We start from the raw sequence: 17,345 nt of genomic DNA on the forward strand, positions 1-17,345 counted from the left end.
ATTCCCTGGATAGAAACGGAGTTAAGGCAAAAGACGAGCCGGCAACAGGCGCATCAGCTGTGTATCGAACCAGGCCACGAAGGCCGGCGATGGCGCAGCATCGACCGCCAGRTACCACCARTCRGCGGCSGCGAAGGYWCGGCAYTTCACCGCRTCCTTYTCKGTCATCACCAMYGGYARYGACGGTGTGAAATTCAAGGCCTGCRCGCTGTATTCGGCGTGGTCGGCAAATGCATGGGGCACTGGCCGCCAGTGTAGCGTTTCGAGGGTCGTGAAGAAACGCCGGGGATTGCCGATCCCGGCCACGGCGTGCAGGGCCTGACCAGCGGGAAAGTGGTCCAGAGGCCGCCGTTCGCCGCTGTGCAGGTTGACCAGTTCGGTGGGTTGCAACTGGAAGGCAAAACCGTCTTCGCGATCATTGGCAGCGCCGTTGTACAGCACTGCATCGACGCTTTGCAGGCGCTCGACCGGTTCGCGCAATGGTCCGGCGGGCAGACAACGGCGGTTGCCCAAGCCGCGAGCGGCGTCGATCAGCACCAGTTCCAGGTCTCGAGCCAGCCGGTAATGCTGCATACCGTCGTCGGAAAGGATCAGGTCCAGCGGCTCACTCGCCAGCAAGGCTTTGACCGCACGGCTGCGGTCCGGGTCGATCATCAGCGGCACGCCGGTGCGCTGGACGATCAACAGCGGCTCATCGCCCGCCACGTCCGCGCCTTGATCCGCCGCGACCCGCCACGGCAATTGCGGCGGTTTGGCGCCGTAACCACGGCTGACCACACCCACCCGCAGACCGCTGCGCTGGCAGTGCTGGATCATCCACAGAATCAGCGGCGTCTTGCCCGTGCCGCCCACCGTGATGTTGCCGACCACGATCAGCGGCACCGGCGACTGATAGATCTCGCCCTCGCCCGCCAAAAAGCGCTCGCGCTTGCCAGTGACCACGCGTCGATACAGCCATTCAAGAGGCTGCAACAGCTTCAACGCCGGATGACCTTCGTACCATGCGGCGAGCAATCGATCGGACATGGCCATCAGGACGCCGGCGCCGCCTCGACAGTGGTCATGCGCAAGTGGCTGAAACCGAGCTTGCCGGCAGCGTCCATCGCGGTGATGACGGACTGATGGGGGGTTTTGCCATCGGCGCTGATGGACAACGGCAGATTGGTGTCGCCATTGGATTCTTTCTGTAGCGCTTCCATCAGGCTGGTCAGGTCGTTCTTCGGCAACAGCTGGTTGTTGACCGAATACGCCCCGTCGGCGCTGATGGCGATGTCCAGTTGCTTGAGCTGCTGGTCTTCGGCCGGGGAGCCGCTGACCGCTTCCGGCAGGTCGACGCGCAACTGGGTTTCACGGGTGAAGGTGGTGGTCACGACGAAAAACAGCAACAGGATAAACACCACGTCGATCAGCGACGCGAGGTTGATGTCTACCGTTTCCCGTGGTTTACGACGGAACTTCACGCTTTACCCTCGGCCAGGTCCACGTCGCGATCGCCCTGAATAACCTCGACCAGTTTGATCGCCTCTTGCTCCATGCCCACCACCAGCTCATCGATCCGGCGTTGCAGGAAGCGGTGGAAGAACACGGCCGGGATACCGACCATCAGGCCCGCGGCGGTGGTGATCAAGGCCTTGGAAATACCCCCGGCCAGCACCGCGGCGTTGGTGCCCATGCCCGTGCCCATGAACGCACTGAAAATATCGATCATGCCCAGCACCGTACCCAGCAGCCCCAGCAACGGAGCCATGGCGGCGATGGTGCCCAAGGCGTTGATATAACGTTCGAGCTCATGAATCACCCGCGCGGCGGCCTCTTCGATGCACTCTTTCATGATCTCGCGACCATGCTTGGAGTTCGCCAGACCGGCGGCGAGGATCTCGCCCAGCGGAGAGTTGGCGCGCAACTCCTTGAGTTTTTCTTTATTGAGTTGCTTGTCCTTGATCCAGACCCAGACCTGCCCGAGCAAGTGCTCCGGGGTCACGCGGCTGGCGCGCAGGGTCCAGAGACGCTCGGCGACGATCGCCATGGCCGCGATGGAACTCAGAATGATCGGCAGCATCATCCAGCCGCCGGATTTGACCAATTCCCACACAGTGACAGTCCCCTCGAAAAAGTGCGCCACTCTAACATAGGGGGTGGGCGCACCGAAGACCGCGATGTCGCATCCGGTCGGGCTTTAATGACGCGGGCTACTGGCGCAATGCTGGCGGATCGCGCCAGAAACGCCGTTCCTGAAGCATCGTCCAAGGTGGTTTGAAGCGCCCCAGTTGTAGACGAATGGCACCCTGCTCGGCGCTGTCGTAGATCGCCATGCCACGCTTTTGATAACGCGCCACGACTGTGGGATGGGGATGACCGAAAGAATTACCGTTGCCACGGGAAATCAGCACCGCTTTAGGCAGCAGAGCGCTGAGCAACGCCATCGAAGATGAGCTGCGACTGCCGTGGTGCGGGGCCTGCAACCAGTCCGTCGGCACCGCCAGTGGACTGTCGAGCAGCACCCGCTCGGCCGCGGTATCGATATCGCCGGTCAGCAGCAACCGCTCGCCGTTGGCTTCGATCTGCAGCACGCAGGATTTCTGATTGCTGTCGCTGGCCGACGACCACTGCCAGAGCTGGAACCGCACATCGTCCCAGGTCCACTGTTGACCGCTCTCGCAGCCCTCGGCATGCAGCTCGTCCGGCAGGGCCAGTGGGTCGCCACTCAGTACCCGAGTCACCGGCACACCGCTGGCAATCGCTCGCGCACCGCCGGCGTGATCGGCGTCGGCATGGCTGATCAGCATCAAATCAAGTCCATTCACCCCCAGTTTGCGCAATGTTGGCAACACCACCCGCTCACCCAAGTCGATATCGCCGAACCGTGGCCCGGCGTCATACAGCAGAGTGTGATGGCGGGTGCGCACCAGAATGGCCAACCCCTGGCCGACATCCAGCTGCCAGATTTCGGCGACGCCTTCAGGCAGCGTGTGCCGGGGCGCAAAAACCAGCAACAGCAACATCGGCCAGCCCAGCGGGCGCAACGGCACGCCCGGTGGCAGTAACAGCAGAAATGCGCCCAGTGCGCCGAACGCCCAAACCCACAACGGAACCGCCACCGGCACCCACGCGGGCAATTGCCCGGCCACCAACGCCAGCCCCTTGAACAAAAGGTCGATCAGACTGCCAGCCAACCACAGTAACCCCTCGCCCACATAGGGAACGGCCAACAGCAGCGTTCCGAGCAAGGCCGGCGGCAAGACCAGCAGGCTGATCCAGGGCACCGCCAGAAGATTGGCCAGCGGCCCGCTGAGACTGATCGGCAACCCCAGTACCAACAGCAGCGGGCACAGACCGATTGCGATCAGCCATTGGGCACGGGTCCAGGTTTGCCACCAACGCCACGGGCCCAATCGCCCACCAAAGGTGAAAATCAGCACCGCTACTGCCGCAAAGGACAACCAGAAACCCGGTTGCAGGCTTGCCAGCGGGTCCAGCAGCAAAACACCGTCAAGCGCCAGCAACAGCGGCCACCAGGCGCCGAGGTGACGAAACCGTAGCCGCCACAACAACAGCAGACCAATCATCAGGCAGGCCCGACGCACCGGCACCTCGAAACCGGCCAGCAGCCCATAACCGAGCGCCGCCGCGAACGCCAGCCCACACGCCCATGGCAGCCACGGCAAGCGCCTAGGCCATAAGCCATAGCGCGCCAGCCCGGCGATCAGCAGATACACCAGCCCCGCCAGCAAACCAATGTGTTGCCCGGAAATCACCAACAGATGCACGGTGCCGGTGTCTTGCAGCACCTGCCAGTCCTCACGGCTCAGCCCGGCGCCGTCCCCCAGCACCAACGCCGTCAGCGCTCCCGTTCGCCCGTGCGCATCCACGGCCTGCAAACGCTGACGAATGCCGTCGCGCCAGGCCCACTGCGCTTGCCCCAGTCGCTGACCGTCCTTGACGGTCCCAGTGGCGCCAATACGTTGGGCCAGCAACCAGGCGTCGTAATCAAAACCATGAGGGTTGAGCAGCCCGGCAGGACGCTTCAATTTGACTGCCAGCCGCCACCGCTCGCCACTGTTGACGGGCGGCCCGCCATACCAGGCCAGACGCAGGTGCCGGGGCAGTTGGGTGCGACGCGACTGACTGTCTGTCAGTTCGAAACGCACTACACCCTCGGCCTGCTGCGGCAACCCGGTAACCCGGCCTTCGACCCAGCGAGTCTCGCCATCGAGCTTCAGCGCCAGGCGATCATCCAGCGCCCACTGCGCATTCGCACACGCCCAACTGAAGCCAAACAACCAAAATGCCAGTGGAAAGGTTCGAAACGGCAGCAACATCAAACCCACTACCGGCAACAACAGCCACAACCCTGCCGGCGGCAGTGCCGGCAAAAAACGCAGGGCCAGCAGACCCAACGCCAGCGCCATCATCCCTGTGCGCATAAGCCCGTCCTTGAGAGTCCCCTCCCTAGGCTTAGCCGTCGCGCCGCACAGGCGTCGTTAACAATTGTCACAAAGTCTGAATGGGCGGTTCGTAGAATCCAGACATACTTGCCGCCTTAACCGACCGAGAAGCCTTATGCCCCGGCGCTTATTCAAACGCTACATGCCAGACCCGACCAGCATCAGGGAACACAAATCCTTACGCTTTCTTGGCACCCTGCTGCATGACCCGAACCTCTGGCACCTCAATCGTCATTCCGTCGCGCGGGCCATGGCCGTCGGCCTGTTCGCGGCGTTCCTGCCCATCCCGTTGCAAATGCTGTTGGCGGCCATCCTCGCCATCGTAGTGCGCGGCAACATGCCGATAGCGGTCAGCCTGGTCTGGCTGACCAACCCGATCACCATGCCGGCGGTGTTCTTCTGCACCTACCAGACCGGCGCCTGGTTGATGGACGTCCCCGCCAGGAGCTTGCCGGACGAGTTGACCTGGGCATGGATCAGCGGCGAGCTCTCGACTTTGTGGCAACCGTTTTTACTGGGCTCGGTGGTAACGGGGCTGGTGCTTGGGGCGTTGGCTTATTGTCTGGTGATGATGTATTGGCGCTGGTGGGTGAGTCGGCAGTGGGCACGGCGTAAGCGCAGCCGGATGCAGGAATGAAAAACGGCCTCCACTTGGGAGGCCGTTTCTTTTTGCGGTGTTTGCCCGCGAAGGCCGTGACACGGTCTTGATCAGGTACGCATCCCGCGCCCACTCACCAGCAGCCGCGCACAACCGATGTACAGCACAACAGTCGCTACCAGCATGAAAGCAATCGCCACGCTGATCTTGATGTCCGACACGCCAAGAATGCCGTAACGGAAGGCGTTGACCATGTGCAGCACCGGGTTGGCCAGCGAAACGGTCTGCCAGAACGGTGGCAACAAGCTGATCGAGTAGAACACCCCGCCCAGGTACGTCAGCGGTGTCAGCACGAAGGTCGGGATGATCGAGATGTCATCGAAATTGCGTGCAAATACCGCGTTGATGAAACCCAGCAACGAGAAGATCGTCGCCGTCAGCAGCACCACCAGAACGGTCACGCCCAGGTGATGCACCTGTAGCGTGGAACTTGCTGCCAAAGAAACTCGACACCACGTTGCCATAGGAGTTGGTGATCACCGACATCATGATCAGCCCCGGCACGATGTACTCCATGTACGTGAAGCCACCCATGCCGCCGATCTGCCGACCGATCAGATTGCCGAAGATCACAAAGTACAGAACCATGGTGATGGCTGGCGGCAGCAAAGTCTGCGGCCAGATCCGGGTGAAGCGCTTGACCYCACGGTAAACGATGGTATTGAGGGCGACGAGGTTGGGTTGCAGCTCGGAACTCATACCGCCACCTTCGACAGATTTTTCTCCACCAGGGACACGAACAACTCCTCAAGGCGATTGGTTTTGTTACGCAGGCTCAACACTTCGATGTTCTGCTGCGCCAACTGGGTGAACAGCGCGGTAATGCCCATGGCCTTGTCGACCTGGACTTCCAGGGTATGACTGTCGATCAGTTTGGCCGGGTAACCAAGCAACTGCGGCGCCACTTGCAAGGTGTTCTTCAGGTCCAGCAGGAACGTCTCGACATGCAGTTGGCTGAGCAACTGCTTCATGCTGGTGTTCTCGACAATGGTGCCGTGGTCGATGATGCCGATGTTGCGGCACAACTGCTCAGCCTCCTCCAGGTAGTGGGTGGTGAGGATGATGGTGATGCCTTTCTTGTTCAGTTCAGTGAGGAAGGTCCACATCGAGCGACGCAATTCGATGTCCACCCCCGCCGTCGGTTCGTCGAGGATCAGCAGGCGTGGCTCGTGAACCAGCGCCCGGGCGATCATCAGTCGGCGCTTCATGCCGCCGGACAGGGAGCGCGACGGCACATCGCGCTTGTCCCACAACCCCAGTTGGGTCAGGTACTGCTCGGCGCGTTCCTTGGCGATTCTCGCCGGGATGCCGTAGTAACCGGCCTGGGTCACGACGATGTCGAAGGTCTTTTCGAACTGGTTGAAGTTGAACTCCTGGGGCACCACACCAATGCAGCGCTTGAGCGCCGCTGGTTCCTTGTCCAGGTCGTGACCGAACACATTCACCGTGCCGCTGGTTTTGTTTACCAAGGTCGAGATAATGCCGATGGTCGTGGATTTGCCGGCGCCATTCGGGCCGAGCAAAGCGAAAAAGTCACCTTCGGCGACGTCCAGATCGATACCACTCAAGGCCTGGAAACCGTTGCCGTAGGTTTTGGTTAGCTGCCGGATGGACAGAGCGGAACTCATATCGGATTTACGCACCAGGAAGGGAAGAAAGGAATAAATAAGGGCGGGCGGCGAGCAATGCAACCGCGGCGCATGAGCGCAATGGTGCTTGTCGCCGCCACACAAGTACAGTCACGCGTGTTGATAGTGAGTATTAAGTCAACGCGGTCATGACGGCTTTGCGATAGGCCGGACGCTGTTTCAACCGTGCGTACCAGGCTTCTAGATGTGGCAGCGGCGCGCGCTCGATCGGCATCTCGAACCAGGCATAAATGAAGCTGCCCAAGGGAATGTCGCCCATGCCGATCTCATCGCCCGACAGGTATGGCTTAACCGCCAGCGCTTGATCGGCCATCGACAGCAGATCGTCGCACTCCTTGATCGCAGCCTTGATGGCCGGCCAGTCCTGCTGCTCTTGCGGGGTGCGCAACACGCCCCAGAACACCGTGCGAAACGGCGCGGCAAAACTTGAGGTGGTCCAGTCCATCCACTTTTCGGCCGAGGCACGGGCTTGCAGGTCCGTCGGATACCAGGCAGTGCCGCTGGCATGGCGAGCCACCAGGTAACGCACGATGGTGTTGGATTCCCACAGCACGAAGCCGTCGTCTTCGATCACCGGCACGCGACCGTTGGGATTCATCGCCCGGTACTCAGGCGTGTCGACCACGCCAAAGGCACCGCCGGCGTCGATGGCTTCATAGGCCAGGCCCAGCTCTTCGGCGGCCCACAACGGTTTTCTGACATTCGACGAATTTTTCCGACCCCAGATTTTCAGCATGACCGCCCCTTGTTGGATGAATGCGCAGGCAGCATACGCCGGATCAGGCGCGACTCAAATCGCTCTGCATGTCACCCAGTTGCAGCGGCAGCCGCTCGCCGAACAAATGCGGATAGCACTTTTCCAGGTGCTCGAAAAAAAACGCTTCAGGCACATCGGTGAACTGGCCGTGATCGACCAGGTATTCCATCAGTTGCTCGCCGTCACGGTTGAAGGGATGGAACACACTGTCGTTGATCCCGTCGAACTCCAGCGGCGCGACATTGAACAACTCGCAGAGTTGTTGATTGAAAGCCGGCGTGGCTTTAACCCAATGGTCGTCCAGATACAGCTCGGTGTAGCCGTGCATGGCGAACACATCGCTCTTGAGCAGTTCGAGCAGGCGCGGCGTCGACAGGTGATTGCGCACATCCGCCAGACCGATACGCGCCGGGATCCCGCAATGCCGAGCGCAACCTGCCAGCAGCGTGGCTTTGGGCACGCAATAACTCTCCCCGGCCGCCAGCGCATAGCTGCCGCGCAAGGTCTGCGGATCACGGCTGAAGGTGTAGGGGTTGTAGCGCACGGCCTCGCGCACGGCGTAATAGAGATTGATCGCCTGCTCCTGCGGATCGCGCCCGGCGCCACGATGTTTTTCGGCGAACTCCACCACCGAGGGATGGTCACTGTCGATGAAGCGGCCGGGGCTCAGATACGCGTGCATGGGAGCTATCTCCTGGGGGAAGCCACGAGTCTAGCGACACCTTCAGCACAGAGATAACGACGTTTCGGCCAAATATCAGCGCTTGCCCGCCCTGTTGACGAGCCCTCCATCGAAATAACTGACGAAGTCCGGCCGTTTCGTCCTACAAGCTCAACCCGATCGCTCCGACCACCCACTTTTATGGATGCCGTCTAAGCTCTGAGAGTGGTTTTGCCCCTGGCTTCAGGAGAATTAATTATGCTGCTGTTGTGGATACTGGTTCTGGTGGTCGGGATTGCCTGGCTGGCACATCGCCGCACCGCGCCTCTGCCCGCTTTGGGCATCATCGCTGTCTATCTGCTGGCGATGGGCATCTTCAGACATGCGAGCCATGCCCCCGTCTGGCTGCTGCTGATTTTCTGGGTGTTGCTCGCGGCCGTGGCCGCCCCCCTGTTGCTGCCGGACCTGCGCCGAAAACTGTTCACGGCGCCCATATTCAACTGGTTTCAAAAAAACCTGCCGCCCATGTCGCAAACCGAGCGTGAAGCCATTGAAGCCGGCACGGTCTGGTGGGATGGCGAGCTGTTCAGCGGTCGTCCGGACTGGAACAAGCTGCTGGYCTATCCAAAAGCGCAGCTGAGCGAAGAGGAACAGGCGTTTATCGATGGCCCGACCGAAGAGCTCTGCGCCATGGTCAGCGATTGGCAGATCGGCCAGTTGATGGATCTGCCGCCCAAGGCCTGGGATCACATCAAGCAGCATGGCTTTTTTGCCCTGATCATTCCCAAGGAGTACGGCGGCAAAGGCTTCTCGGCTTATGCGCACTCCCAGATCGCGATGAAACTGGCGACCCGCAGCGGTGACCTGGCCTCCACCGTCATGGTGCCCAACTCCCTCGGCCCGGCGGAACTGCTGCTGCACTACGGCACCGACGAACAACGCAATCATTACCTGCCACGGCTGGCCCGCGGCGACGATATCCCCTGCTTTGCCCTGACAGGCCCGATGGCCGGTTCCAACGTCGGGGGCATGACCGACACCGGGGTGATTTGCAAAGGTGAATGGGAAGGCCAGGAAACCCTTGGCTTGCGCCTGAACTGGGAAAAACGCTACATCACCCTCGGTCCGGTGGCGACCTTGATCGGCCTGGCCTTCAAGGCCTATGACCCGGACCATCTATTGGGTGACAAAGTCGACCTGGGGATCAGTCTCGCATTGATTCCAACCCAGACACCCGGTGTAGACATCGGTCGCCGTCACTTGCCGCTGGGCGCCGCCTTCATGAACGGCCCGAACGCCGGCAAGGATGTGTTCATACCGCTGGAGTTCATCATTGGCGGTCAGGAAATGCTCGGCGAAGGCTGGATGATGCTGATGAACTGCCTGTCGGTCGGGCGTTCCATTTCGCTGCCTGCCATCGGTACCGCCGCGGGCAAGTTCAGCAGCCTGGTGACAGGCCAATATGCGCAGGTTCGCGAGCAATTCAACGCACCGCTGTCAGCCTTCGAAGGGATTCAGGAAGCACTGGCGCGGATCGGCGGCAGTACCTGGCTGATGGACAGCGCGCGGATGCTCACCGCCAACGCCGTCGACCTCGGCGAAAAGCCGTCGGTGCCCTCCGCCATCATCAAATACCACCTCTCCGAACGCGGTCGCGAATGCATCAGTCACGCCATGGATGTTCACGGCGGCAAGGCCATCATCATGGGCCCGAACAACTATCTCGCGCGTAGCTGGCAAGGTGCGCCCATTTCCGTCACGGTCGAAGGTGCGAACATCCTGACACGCAACCTGATGATCTTCGGCCAGGGCGCTATTCGCTGCCATCCGTTCGTGCTCAAGGAAATGGCCCTTGTCCACCGCGAAGACAAACAACAGGCGTTGATCGAATTCGACGCCCTGCTGCTCAATCACATTGGTTTTGCCGTGAGCAACGCCGGCAGCACCCTGGTGCTGAACCTTGGCTTCGGACATTTCGAACACATGCCCGGGGACAAGCTCAGCCAACGCTACGTGCGCGCCCTCAACCGTCAGGCCGCGGCATTTGCCATGCTTGCAGACCAGTGCATGATGCTGCTGGGCGGCGACCTGAAACGCCGCGAACGCTTGTCCGCACGTCTGGGCGATGTGCTCAGCTACCTGTATCTGGCCTCCGCCGCGCTCAAGCGATATCACGATCTCGATTCGCCAGAGCATATGCGTCCGTTGTTCGCCTGGGCGATGGAAGAGAGCCTCGGCCAGTCCGAGCGTGCGCTGGACGAACTGCTGACCAACTTTCCGAACAAGGTACTCGGCTGCTTGCTGCGGGTACTGGTGTTCCCGTTCGGTCGCCGGCACAGAGGCCCGTCGGACAGACTGGCGGCCAAAGTCGCCGCAGTCCTCGGCCGCGCCAAGGGCGACCCGACCCTTGAGGAGTTATTGGCGGGCTGCTATCGCCCGCAATCGACAGAGGATCCGGTCGGCGCCTTGCAGCACGCCTGCGACTTGCTGAACGCCGCCAAACCGCTACAGAAAAAACTCAACACGGCGCTGAGAAGTCGCCAGGTCAAACCCTCTGTCGGGGAGTCGGTCATCGATGCCGCACTGGAGGCTGGCGTCTTGCAACCAGTTGAAGCGGAGACCTTGCGTGAGGTGGAGGTGGCGCGGCGCAAGGTGATCGACGTCGATGATTTCGATAAAGAGGTGCTGGTGCTGGGCAAGGGCAAGGTCCGCTAATCCAGAGGACCGTGTGTCGCCTTACCATCATGGGGCGCTTTACCCTGTGAAAAAGGGGCGCGGGAGCTTTATACTCCTGCGCCCGTTTTGCTCTTGAGGACTTATCTCGTGTCCAATGTCGTTGCCGATCATCTCGTCTTGCTCGACCACCTGCGCAGTATCCTGGTCGCCGTAGGTGAGGCCGAACAGGTTCCCGAAGAAAGCCATGCCTTGTTCCTGGAGCGCTTCGACGAACTGCGTGCGTTGCTGCCGGTCGACCCGATCGAAAGCCAATACCTGGGCCAGGACATCCTGTGCCAGATCATCACCCGCTACCCACAAATCGCCCACCTGGTGCCGCGCGATCTGCTGTGGTACTTCGCCGGTGACTGCCTGCACTACATGCCCGATGATGAAATCGACCTGTACCAGGCGCTGGAAGAACGTCGCTTCGAAGCCGAACAGAACGATGAACCGTTCGACTGGAATCAGGAAAAACAGCTGCTGGCGATGTCGAATCAGGACAGCAAGCACTGATCTCCAATCAGTAACGCAAAAGGCCCGCATGGTTAATCATGCGGGCCTTTTTTGTTGGCCGGGTAAAGATCAAAACAACCCATCACTCTCCGGCAACTCATACGCTGCCGCGCCCTTGCCCATCGCGCTTGGCTTGCCCGGATTGCTCAAGGTCGGCTCCTTCTCCAGGCATTCCACCAGATAGTCGATGAACACCCGTAACTTGGGCGGCAGATAGCGGGTGGGCGAATGCAGCAGCCAGGCGCCTCCGTGGTAGGACGCCAGAAAGGTCCAGTCCGGTAATACCTGCACAATCAGCCCCTGTTCCAGTGCATAACGGGCGGTGAAGTACGGCAGGCTACCGATCCCGATGTGTTGCAATACCGCGCCCAATCGCACGCCCGTGTGATTGGCGGCGTAACGTCCGCGCACGCCGACGGTCACGGCTTTACTGCCTTTCTTGAACTTCCAGCGCGCATCGCTCGGGGTTTCGCCCAGATAGATGCAGCTGTGATTGAGCAAGTCGTGGGGATGAGTCGGTGTGCCGTGCTCGGCCAGGTATTGCGGCGTGGCGCAGAGCAAATGGTCGATGGTCAGCAATTGGCGCCCCACCAGCCCCGCAGGGGGCCGATCGGTAATACGGATGGCCAGGTCGACGTTGTCATCGATCAAATCCACCTGGCGGTCCTCGAGCAACAACTCCACATCCACTTTGGGATAACGCCGCAGAAACTCCGGCATATGTGGATGAATCACAAATCGCCCGACGGCCTTGGGCACGCTGACGCGCACCAGCCCTTCCGCTTCCTGGGTGAACTGACCGCTGATTTCCATCACCGACTTCGCCGCGCTGACCATCTCCTGGCAGCGCTTGAACACCTCTTCGCCTCCGTCGCTCAGGCGTAGCTTGCGCGTGGTTCGTTGCAACAAACGCGTGGCAAGCGCCTTCTCCAGCCGCGAAATGCTGCGACTCACCGCCGAGGGGGAAGACCCCAACTGACGCGCCGCTTCGGAGAAACTGCCGGTTTCGACAACCTTGACGAAAATCGCCATTTCACCGAGCAGTGGCAAGGGAAGATTTATGCTCACAGCGCAACAGTCCTTTGATGGTTGAACGGATTATCACGCAATTCCACGGTTCATATAATAAAAATAGAAACTTTAATAAGGGCATGGAATATGACGCTTCGCCTCTTTTTCCATAGTGATGACCTCAGGGCCAATGTGGAAGTCCTGGATTGCACGCCCTATGAGAACGAGTTCGCCGTGGTGCTGCGCGCCACTCTGTTTCACCCACAGGGCGGCGGGCAACCCTGTGATACCGGCTGGATCGGCGAAAGCCAGGTGCTGCGCGTGGTGCAGGAAACGGAGCGGATCATCCATTTCGTCGACCACCCGGTAAAACTCGGCATGATCCAGATTCGGGTCGACGAGCAACGCCGCCAGTTCAATACGCGCATGCATTCGGCGGGGCACCTGATCGGTCACTTTGTTCAGGCCATGGGCTGGATGCCGATCAAGGCTCATCACTGGCCGGATGAAGGACGTGTGCAATTCAAACCAGGCGATGGCGCGCAGGAGGTTGATGCCCAGACGATTCAGCACGGCATCAAGCAATGGATCGCCCATGATCTGCCACGCTTGACGTCGTTGCGCGAAGGCGCCCGTGAAATCGGTTTCGGTGAGCTGCCCGCCTACGGCTGCGGCGGCACCCATGTACGTAGCCTGAAGGATTTGGGCAAGGTCACGATCGCTTCCCTTTCGCAGAAAAAGGGAACGCTGTCAGTCCACTACCACGTGGATTGAGCTTTTGGGCGATGTCGACCCCGTCATCGCCTGACGCCGGAGGAGCCTGCGTTCGCGGGCTCTGTTGACTATCTGATAGATGGACCTAAGACATGATGCTTGACGTCGAGCGTCTCGATGAGACGTGCATACAAAAACTGGCCAACGAAGAAGTCCTCGCCATCCGCGTCAGAGGCTTGTTGCCTCGGCCACTGGCGATCCAGATCGGCGACAAGATCCTCGCCCCCGGCTTCGAAGGCTACATCAACGCACCGAGCATCGGTCGTATCGGCATGGCGTTTTACGAAGCGGAAAACCAGCCACTGCTGATCGAAGACTATTTCGAGCGCGCCACCAGCAACATCGCCGAGTTGCGCAGCCGTTGTGCGCCCTACTCCTCGCCTGTCGACACCCTGCGCTGCATGCTCGATGAGTCCTGGCCGGCGGGGGCGCATCTGGAAAACCTCTATGGCCGCAAGATGTATGTGGGGCTATCGCGCGTGGTCAAACCCGGCGTGTGCTTCCTTGCCCATCACGACATTTTCGCCAAGGACGCCCCGGACAGCTTCCAGGCCAGAAGCCTGGAAGCGCAGTTCGCCTGCAATGTTTACCTGAACATGCCGACCGAGGGCGGCGCTTTGCAGATGTGGGACCACGACATTTCCCCGGACCAGTTCGACGAGATGCGTGGCGACAGTTACGGCATCGATCCGGCCTTGCTCGGCCCTCCGACCCTGGAGATTCGCCCTGAGCCGGGTGATTTCATCATGTTCAATTCACGCCGCATGCACTCGGTGACGCCGGGTGTGGACGATCCGCGATTGAGCCTTTCTTTCTTTGTCGGCTACCGCGGCAATGCTTCCCCCCTGACTTTCTGGAGTTGAGATGTTTTCGAATTACCTGGGCGAGTTTCTGGCGCTGGCAACCATCCATTTTCTGGCCGTGGTAGCTCCCGGGCCGGACTTCGCCGTGACCATCCGCCAAAGCGTGCGTTTCGGGCGTTTAGTGGGCATCTGCACGGCGCTGGGCATCGGCGCGGGCATTTCCGTGCATGTGCTGTACACCTTGCTCGGCGTCGGCGCATTGATGCACACCACGCCTTGGCTATTGATGGTGGCCAAGGTGATCGGGGGGGCCTACATTTTGTACCTCGGTGTGAGCCTGTTGCGCAGCAAACCCAAAGTGGCGACTGAAGGCGACAACGGCGCGGCAGCGTCAACTGAGCAGCAGACCCTGTTCAAGGCCTTCAGCACGGGGTTTCTGACTAACGCCACCAACCCCAAGGCTACGCTGTTCTTTCTGGCGATCTTCACCACCATCATCAGTGCCTCGACACCGTTGCAGATACAGGCGCTGTACGGGTTGTGGATGTGTTTCGTGAACGCCTTGTGGTTCGTGATCGTGGCCCTGTTCTTTTCCAGCGCCCGGGTGCGACTGCTGTTCATGCGCATGGGGCACTGGTTCGAACGAACCATGGGGGTGATCCTCATTCTGTTCGCCGGGCGCCTGATTCTGTCCATGTAAGTCATGCTGCCTTAGTCGCCTCGTCGAACCGCACTTTATGCGGCTCCCACGCCAGCAACGCGGCTATCTCCGCACTCTGCCCTTAAAGTTTTGTTTTAAATCATGGCGCTTTGCTTTGTTTGAACTACCTTCAAACAAGAAGAAGTCATAACGGTTTGAATTTTGACGTTTAGGTTCAGAGATCAGATAGCGAATTGGCAAAAGGAGTTACCTCACTATGATCCTGACAGGCGTTTTCCGGCGCAGAGCTGTGATTGCCGGTTGCTTTTTAGGGGAGTCAGGTTGGCGGGAAGTGCCGCCTATAACCGCGATGGTTGTCGAGCCTGAGCCTGTTGCTCGGGTCGGCAGCCCAGGTATCTGGATCACTAAAAGCCGTTTTAGAAGGTCGCTCGCTGTTCATTCGGATCAGCGTATTGCACCTGCTTGCGTGTAGCACCAAGGAATATTGCCGGGGGCATTAATCGTTAGTGGTAAGTGCTCTGGCGAGGTTGAGGGTCGACTCAGGCCCCTTGTAGTGATCCAAGGCAACTTGGTTTGCCTTGTAGATGGCCTATTCAGCGAGGATGCACTTAATGAGCTATCGTACCGTGCCCGCTTTCAAGCGAATTATCCATGGCCTGTTCTGGATGGGCCTCAGCGTGGACGCGGCTCAGGCCGCGGCGGCCAATTGTTCGCAGATGGACAGTATGCCGACAACGTTCGAGGTCGGTCAGGGGCTTCAGAGTGAACTGCGCACTCCGGTTCCGGTGACGCAACTGGCCGTGGGTGACCCGAAAATTGCCGATGTGCAACCCAGCGGCAACAACCCCAACGCCTTCCTGCTCACTGGTCTGACACCGGGCACCACCAGCCTGATGGTCTGGACCGGCTGTTCGAAAGAGCCGCGCCATAGCATGGTGTTCGTCAAGGGCCGGGCCACCTCGGCGCTGACCAGCGCGTCGACCGGACCTTACGAAGACCCGCTGCTGCCGAGCCAGGTACAGACCGATATTCGCTTCGTTGAAGTCAGCCGGACCAAACTCAAGGAAGCCTCAGCGTCTATTTTCGGCACCCGCGGCAACTTCCTGTTCGGCTCGCCGAGAACCTTGCCCACCATTGGCGGCGTCGTCACACCGTCGGTGCCGGTGGACAACGGCATGTTCAACCTCAACTTTGCTACCGGCAATACCCTGGTGGCGATCAACGCACTGGAAGGCAGCGGTTTCGCCTACACCCTGGCGCGGCCAAGCCTGGTGGCGCTCAGCGGGCAGAGTGCGAGCTTCCTGGCCGGCGGTGAAGTACCGATTCCGGTGCCCAGTTCGGGCAGCGATAACATCTCCATCGAGTACAAGGAGTTCGGTATCCGCCTGACTCTGACGCCAACCATCATCGAGAAAAACCGTATCGCCCTGAAGGTGGCGCCGGAAGTCAGTGAACTGGACTTCACCAACGCCGTGAGCATCGCCGGCACGATAGTTCCGGCGCTGACCATACGCCGTACCGACACCAGCATCTCCCTGGCCGACGGCGAAAGCTTCGTCATCAGCGGCCTGATCAGCACTCGCAACAATTCCCAGGTGAACAAATTCCCGGGGCTGGGCGATATCCCGATTCTGGGCGCGTTCTTCCGCGACAACTCCGTCAACCGTGAGGAGCGCGAACTGCTGATGATCGTCACCCCGCATCTGGTCCAGCCCCTGGCTGCCAATGCACAACTGCCGTCGTTGCCTGGCGAGCAGCTGCGCAATTACGACCCGAACTTCTACCGCATGTTCTTCCTCGAAAATGGTGATTTCGACAGTAAGACCGGGCTCTCGCAATGAACCGGAGCCAGACGCTGAACCGGGCTTTCGCCCTCACTCTTAACGGTGACCTTGAGCGCTTGGCGGGCCAACTGTATTGCCATTGGCCAGGCGTTCAACGTGTTGTAGCCAGAGGACACTCGATGAAAGCAGTCATTGCAATAACGGCGACATTGATGCTCGCAGGTTGTGCCACCAACGGTATTGTTTCGCGACCGGGCAGTTGTGCCAAACCCGCTTCGGAGCAAGAGTTGGCCCTGAACCTGGCCGACAACATGGCCAACGAAGGCCGTTTGTATGCCAGCCTGGCGAACCTGGAAGGTTTGCCCGATGATCTGGTCCAGGTTCGTCTGCGCAAGGCCCGGGTGCTGCGCTTGATGGGGCGTAAAGATGCGGAGCCGTTGTATCAAAGCCTGCTCGGCACCTGTCTGGCCGCTGAAGGGGAACATGGCCTGGGCCAGTTGGCCGCGGCCAAAAATGATAACGCCGGCGCTACCACTCACCTCGAACGCGCGGTGAAGATGTCCCCCACCGACGACAAGATGCGCAATGACCTGGGGGTCGTCTACCTCAATCAGCGACGGATCCCTGAAGCACGCTTCGAGTTCATGACGGCCATGGAGCTCAAGCAGGCGGATTCACTGGCGGCACTCAACATGGTGACGCTGCTGATCTATCAGGATAACTGGAAGGCGGCTGCCGAACTCGCGAACCGCGCCAGCTTGAGTCCCCAGCAAGTTGCAGAGGCTCAAACCCGAGCGGAAAAACTCAAGGCCTCTGCCAAAAAAGCGGTGGCTTCCGAGGGGAATCGCAAGACTGAGGCCGTAGTCGATGCCTCAGCCAATGCTGCGATCAAGTAGAACGTACGAGGAGTC

General features: G+C 60.1%; 16 protein-coding genes and 1 pseudogene. 8 read left to right on the top strand and 9 right to left on the bottom strand.

Annotated features, from left to right (window positions below; all coding sequences use genetic code 11):
• Positions 1–21 precede the first annotated feature (21 nt).
• The 4 genes from lpxK to AC1DIS_RS26330 form a co-directional block, all read right to left on the bottom strand.
• Positions 22–1,032, bottom strand: a complete 1,011-nt coding sequence (gene lpxK / locus AC1DIS_RS26315; protein WP_477781176.1) for a tetraacyldisaccharide 4'-kinase — start codon at positions 1,030–1,032, stop codon at positions 22–24.
• Entirely contained in the window at positions 1,032–1,460 is a 429-nt protein-coding gene (locus tag AC1DIS_RS26320) for an ExbD/TolR family protein (RefSeq protein WP_018926235.1), read from the bottom strand. The genes lpxK and AC1DIS_RS26320 overlap by 1 nt, the downstream gene beginning before the upstream one ends.
• Positions 1,457–2,092 (bottom strand): MotA/TolQ/ExbB proton channel family protein, encoded by a 636-nt coding sequence (locus AC1DIS_RS26325; RefSeq protein ID WP_007941964.1) that lies wholly within the window; start codon positions 2,090–2,092, stop codon positions 1,457–1,459. The genes AC1DIS_RS26320 and AC1DIS_RS26325 overlap by 4 nt, the downstream gene beginning before the upstream one ends.
• Before the next feature lie 97 nt (positions 2,093–2,189).
• On the bottom strand, positions 2,190–4,424 hold the full coding sequence (locus AC1DIS_RS26330; RefSeq protein WP_477748504.1) for a DNA internalization-related competence protein ComEC/Rec2: 2,235 nt from the start codon (positions 4,422–4,424) through the stop codon (positions 2,190–2,192).
• Between the two features lie 136 nt (positions 4,425–4,560).
• On the opposite strand from AC1DIS_RS26330, the gene AC1DIS_RS26335 reads away from it, so the two are divergent.
• Positions 4,561–5,082 (top strand): DUF2062 domain-containing protein, encoded by a 522-nt coding sequence (locus AC1DIS_RS26335; protein WP_018926237.1) that lies wholly within the window; start codon positions 4,561–4,563, stop codon positions 5,080–5,082.
• A 71-nt stretch (positions 5,083–5,153) separates the two neighbouring features.
• On the opposite strand, the pseudogene AC1DIS_RS26340 reads toward AC1DIS_RS26335, so the two are convergent.
• From AC1DIS_RS26340 to AC1DIS_RS26355, 4 genes and pseudogenes are all read right to left on the bottom strand, one after another.
• Positions 5,154–5,802: pseudogene (locus tag AC1DIS_RS26340) on the bottom strand (ABC transporter permease).
• Positions 5,799–6,731, bottom strand: coding sequence for an ABC transporter ATP-binding protein (locus tag AC1DIS_RS26345; RefSeq protein WP_018926239.1), 933 nt, complete (start codon positions 6,729–6,731; stop codon positions 5,799–5,801). The pseudogene AC1DIS_RS26340 and the gene AC1DIS_RS26345 overlap by 4 nt, the downstream one beginning before the upstream one ends.
• A 133-nt stretch (positions 6,732–6,864) precedes the next feature.
• Positions 6,865–7,488 carry a glutathione S-transferase family protein gene (locus AC1DIS_RS26350; RefSeq protein WP_018926240.1) on the bottom strand — a complete coding sequence of 208 codons (624 nt, stop codon included), beginning with the start codon at positions 7,486–7,488 and terminating at the stop codon, positions 6,865–6,867.
• A 43-nt stretch (positions 7,489–7,531) separates the two neighbouring features.
• Complete coding sequence (locus AC1DIS_RS26355; RefSeq protein ID WP_192350883.1) at positions 7,532–8,191, bottom strand: transglutaminase-like domain-containing protein; 660 nt, start codon at positions 8,189–8,191, stop codon at positions 7,532–7,534.
• A 237-nt stretch (positions 8,192–8,428) separates the two neighbouring features.
• On the opposite strand from AC1DIS_RS26355, the gene AC1DIS_RS26360 reads away from it, so the two are divergent.
• Together AC1DIS_RS26360 and AC1DIS_RS26365 are read left to right on the top strand one after the other, a co-directional pair.
• Positions 8,429–10,885 carry an acyl-CoA dehydrogenase gene (locus AC1DIS_RS26360; protein WP_477781177.1) on the top strand — a complete coding sequence of 819 codons (2,457 nt, stop codon included), beginning with the start codon at positions 8,429–8,431 and terminating at the stop codon, positions 10,883–10,885.
• 108 nt (positions 10,886–10,993) lie between these two features.
• Positions 10,994–11,401: a PA2817 family protein gene (locus AC1DIS_RS26365; RefSeq protein WP_007938686.1), complete on the top strand. Its 408-nt coding sequence runs from the start codon at positions 10,994–10,996 to the stop codon at positions 11,399–11,401.
• Between the two features lie 69 nt (positions 11,402–11,470).
• Here AC1DIS_RS26365 and AC1DIS_RS26370 read toward each other — a convergent pair whose 3' ends face one another.
• On the bottom strand, positions 11,471–12,469 hold the full coding sequence (locus AC1DIS_RS26370; RefSeq protein WP_064616565.1) for a LysR family transcriptional regulator: 999 nt from the start codon (positions 12,467–12,469) through the stop codon (positions 11,471–11,473).
• Between the two features lie 90 nt (positions 12,470–12,559).
• On the opposite strand from AC1DIS_RS26370, the gene AC1DIS_RS26375 reads away from it, so the two are divergent.
• The 5 genes from AC1DIS_RS26375 to AC1DIS_RS26395 all read left to right on the top strand — a co-directional run bounded on the left by AC1DIS_RS26375 (position 12,560) and on the right by AC1DIS_RS26395 (position 17,330).
• On the top strand, positions 12,560–13,186 hold the full coding sequence (locus AC1DIS_RS26375; RefSeq protein WP_018926244.1) for an alanyl-tRNA editing protein: 627 nt from the start codon (positions 12,560–12,562) through the stop codon (positions 13,184–13,186).
• Between the two features lie 92 nt (positions 13,187–13,278).
• Positions 13,279–14,049 carry a 2OG-Fe(II) oxygenase gene (locus AC1DIS_RS26380; RefSeq protein WP_019581187.1) on the top strand — a complete coding sequence of 257 codons (771 nt, stop codon included), beginning with the start codon at positions 13,279–13,281 and terminating at the stop codon, positions 14,047–14,049.
• A gap of 1 nt (position 14,050) precedes the next feature.
• Entirely contained in the window at positions 14,051–14,689 is a 639-nt protein-coding gene (locus AC1DIS_RS26385; protein ID WP_111455149.1) for a LysE family translocator, read from the top strand.
• 572 nt (positions 14,690–15,261) lie between these two features.
• A complete protein-coding gene (locus AC1DIS_RS26390; protein ID WP_064616561.1) occupies positions 15,262–16,491 on the top strand; it encodes a type II and III secretion system protein family protein in 1,230 nt (409 codons plus the stop codon).
• Between the two features lie 122 nt (positions 16,492–16,613).
• Entirely contained in the window at positions 16,614–17,330 is a 717-nt protein-coding gene (locus AC1DIS_RS26395; protein ID WP_026286433.1) for a tetratricopeptide repeat protein, read from the top strand.
• Positions 17,331–17,345: the final 15 nt, after the last annotated feature.

The sequence above is a fragment of the Pseudomonas sp. 05N433 genome (assembly GCF_056396925.1).

What these genes read in the sequence shown, in the direction of transcription:
- AC1DIS_RS26335 (WP_018926237.1), top strand. Translation starts at nt 4,561, where the DNA reads ATGCCCCGGCGCTTATTCAAACGCTACATGCCAGACCCGACCAGCATC.
- AC1DIS_RS26385 (WP_111455149.1), top strand. Translation starts at nt 14,051, where the DNA reads ATGTTTTCGAATTACCTGGGCGAGTTTCTGGCGCTGGCAACCATCCAT.
- AC1DIS_RS26350 (WP_018926240.1), bottom strand. Translation starts at nt 7,488, where the DNA reads ATGCTGAAAATCTGGGGTCGGAAAAATTCGTCGAATGTCAGAAAACCG.
- AC1DIS_RS26395 (WP_026286433.1), top strand. Translation starts at nt 16,614, where the DNA reads ATGAAAGCAGTCATTGCAATAACGGCGACATTGATGCTCGCAGGTTGT.
- AC1DIS_RS26375 (WP_018926244.1), top strand. Translation starts at nt 12,560, where the DNA reads ATGACGCTTCGCCTCTTTTTCCATAGTGATGACCTCAGGGCCAATGTG.
- AC1DIS_RS26355 (WP_192350883.1), bottom strand. Translation starts at nt 8,191, where the DNA reads ATGCACGCGTATCTGAGCCCCGGCCGCTTCATCGACAGTGACCATCCC.
- AC1DIS_RS26345 (WP_018926239.1), bottom strand. Translation starts at nt 6,731, where the DNA reads ATGAGTTCCGCTCTGTCCATCCGGCAGCTAACCAAAACCTACGGCAAC.
- AC1DIS_RS26330 (WP_477748504.1), bottom strand. Translation starts at nt 4,424, where the DNA reads ATGCGCACAGGGATGATGGCGCTGGCGTTGGGTCTGCTGGCCCTGCGT.
- AC1DIS_RS26380 (WP_019581187.1), top strand. Translation starts at nt 13,279, where the DNA reads ATGATGCTTGACGTCGAGCGTCTCGATGAGACGTGCATACAAAAACTG.
- AC1DIS_RS26390 (WP_064616561.1), top strand. Translation starts at nt 15,262, where the DNA reads ATGAGCTATCGTACCGTGCCCGCTTTCAAGCGAATTATCCATGGCCTG.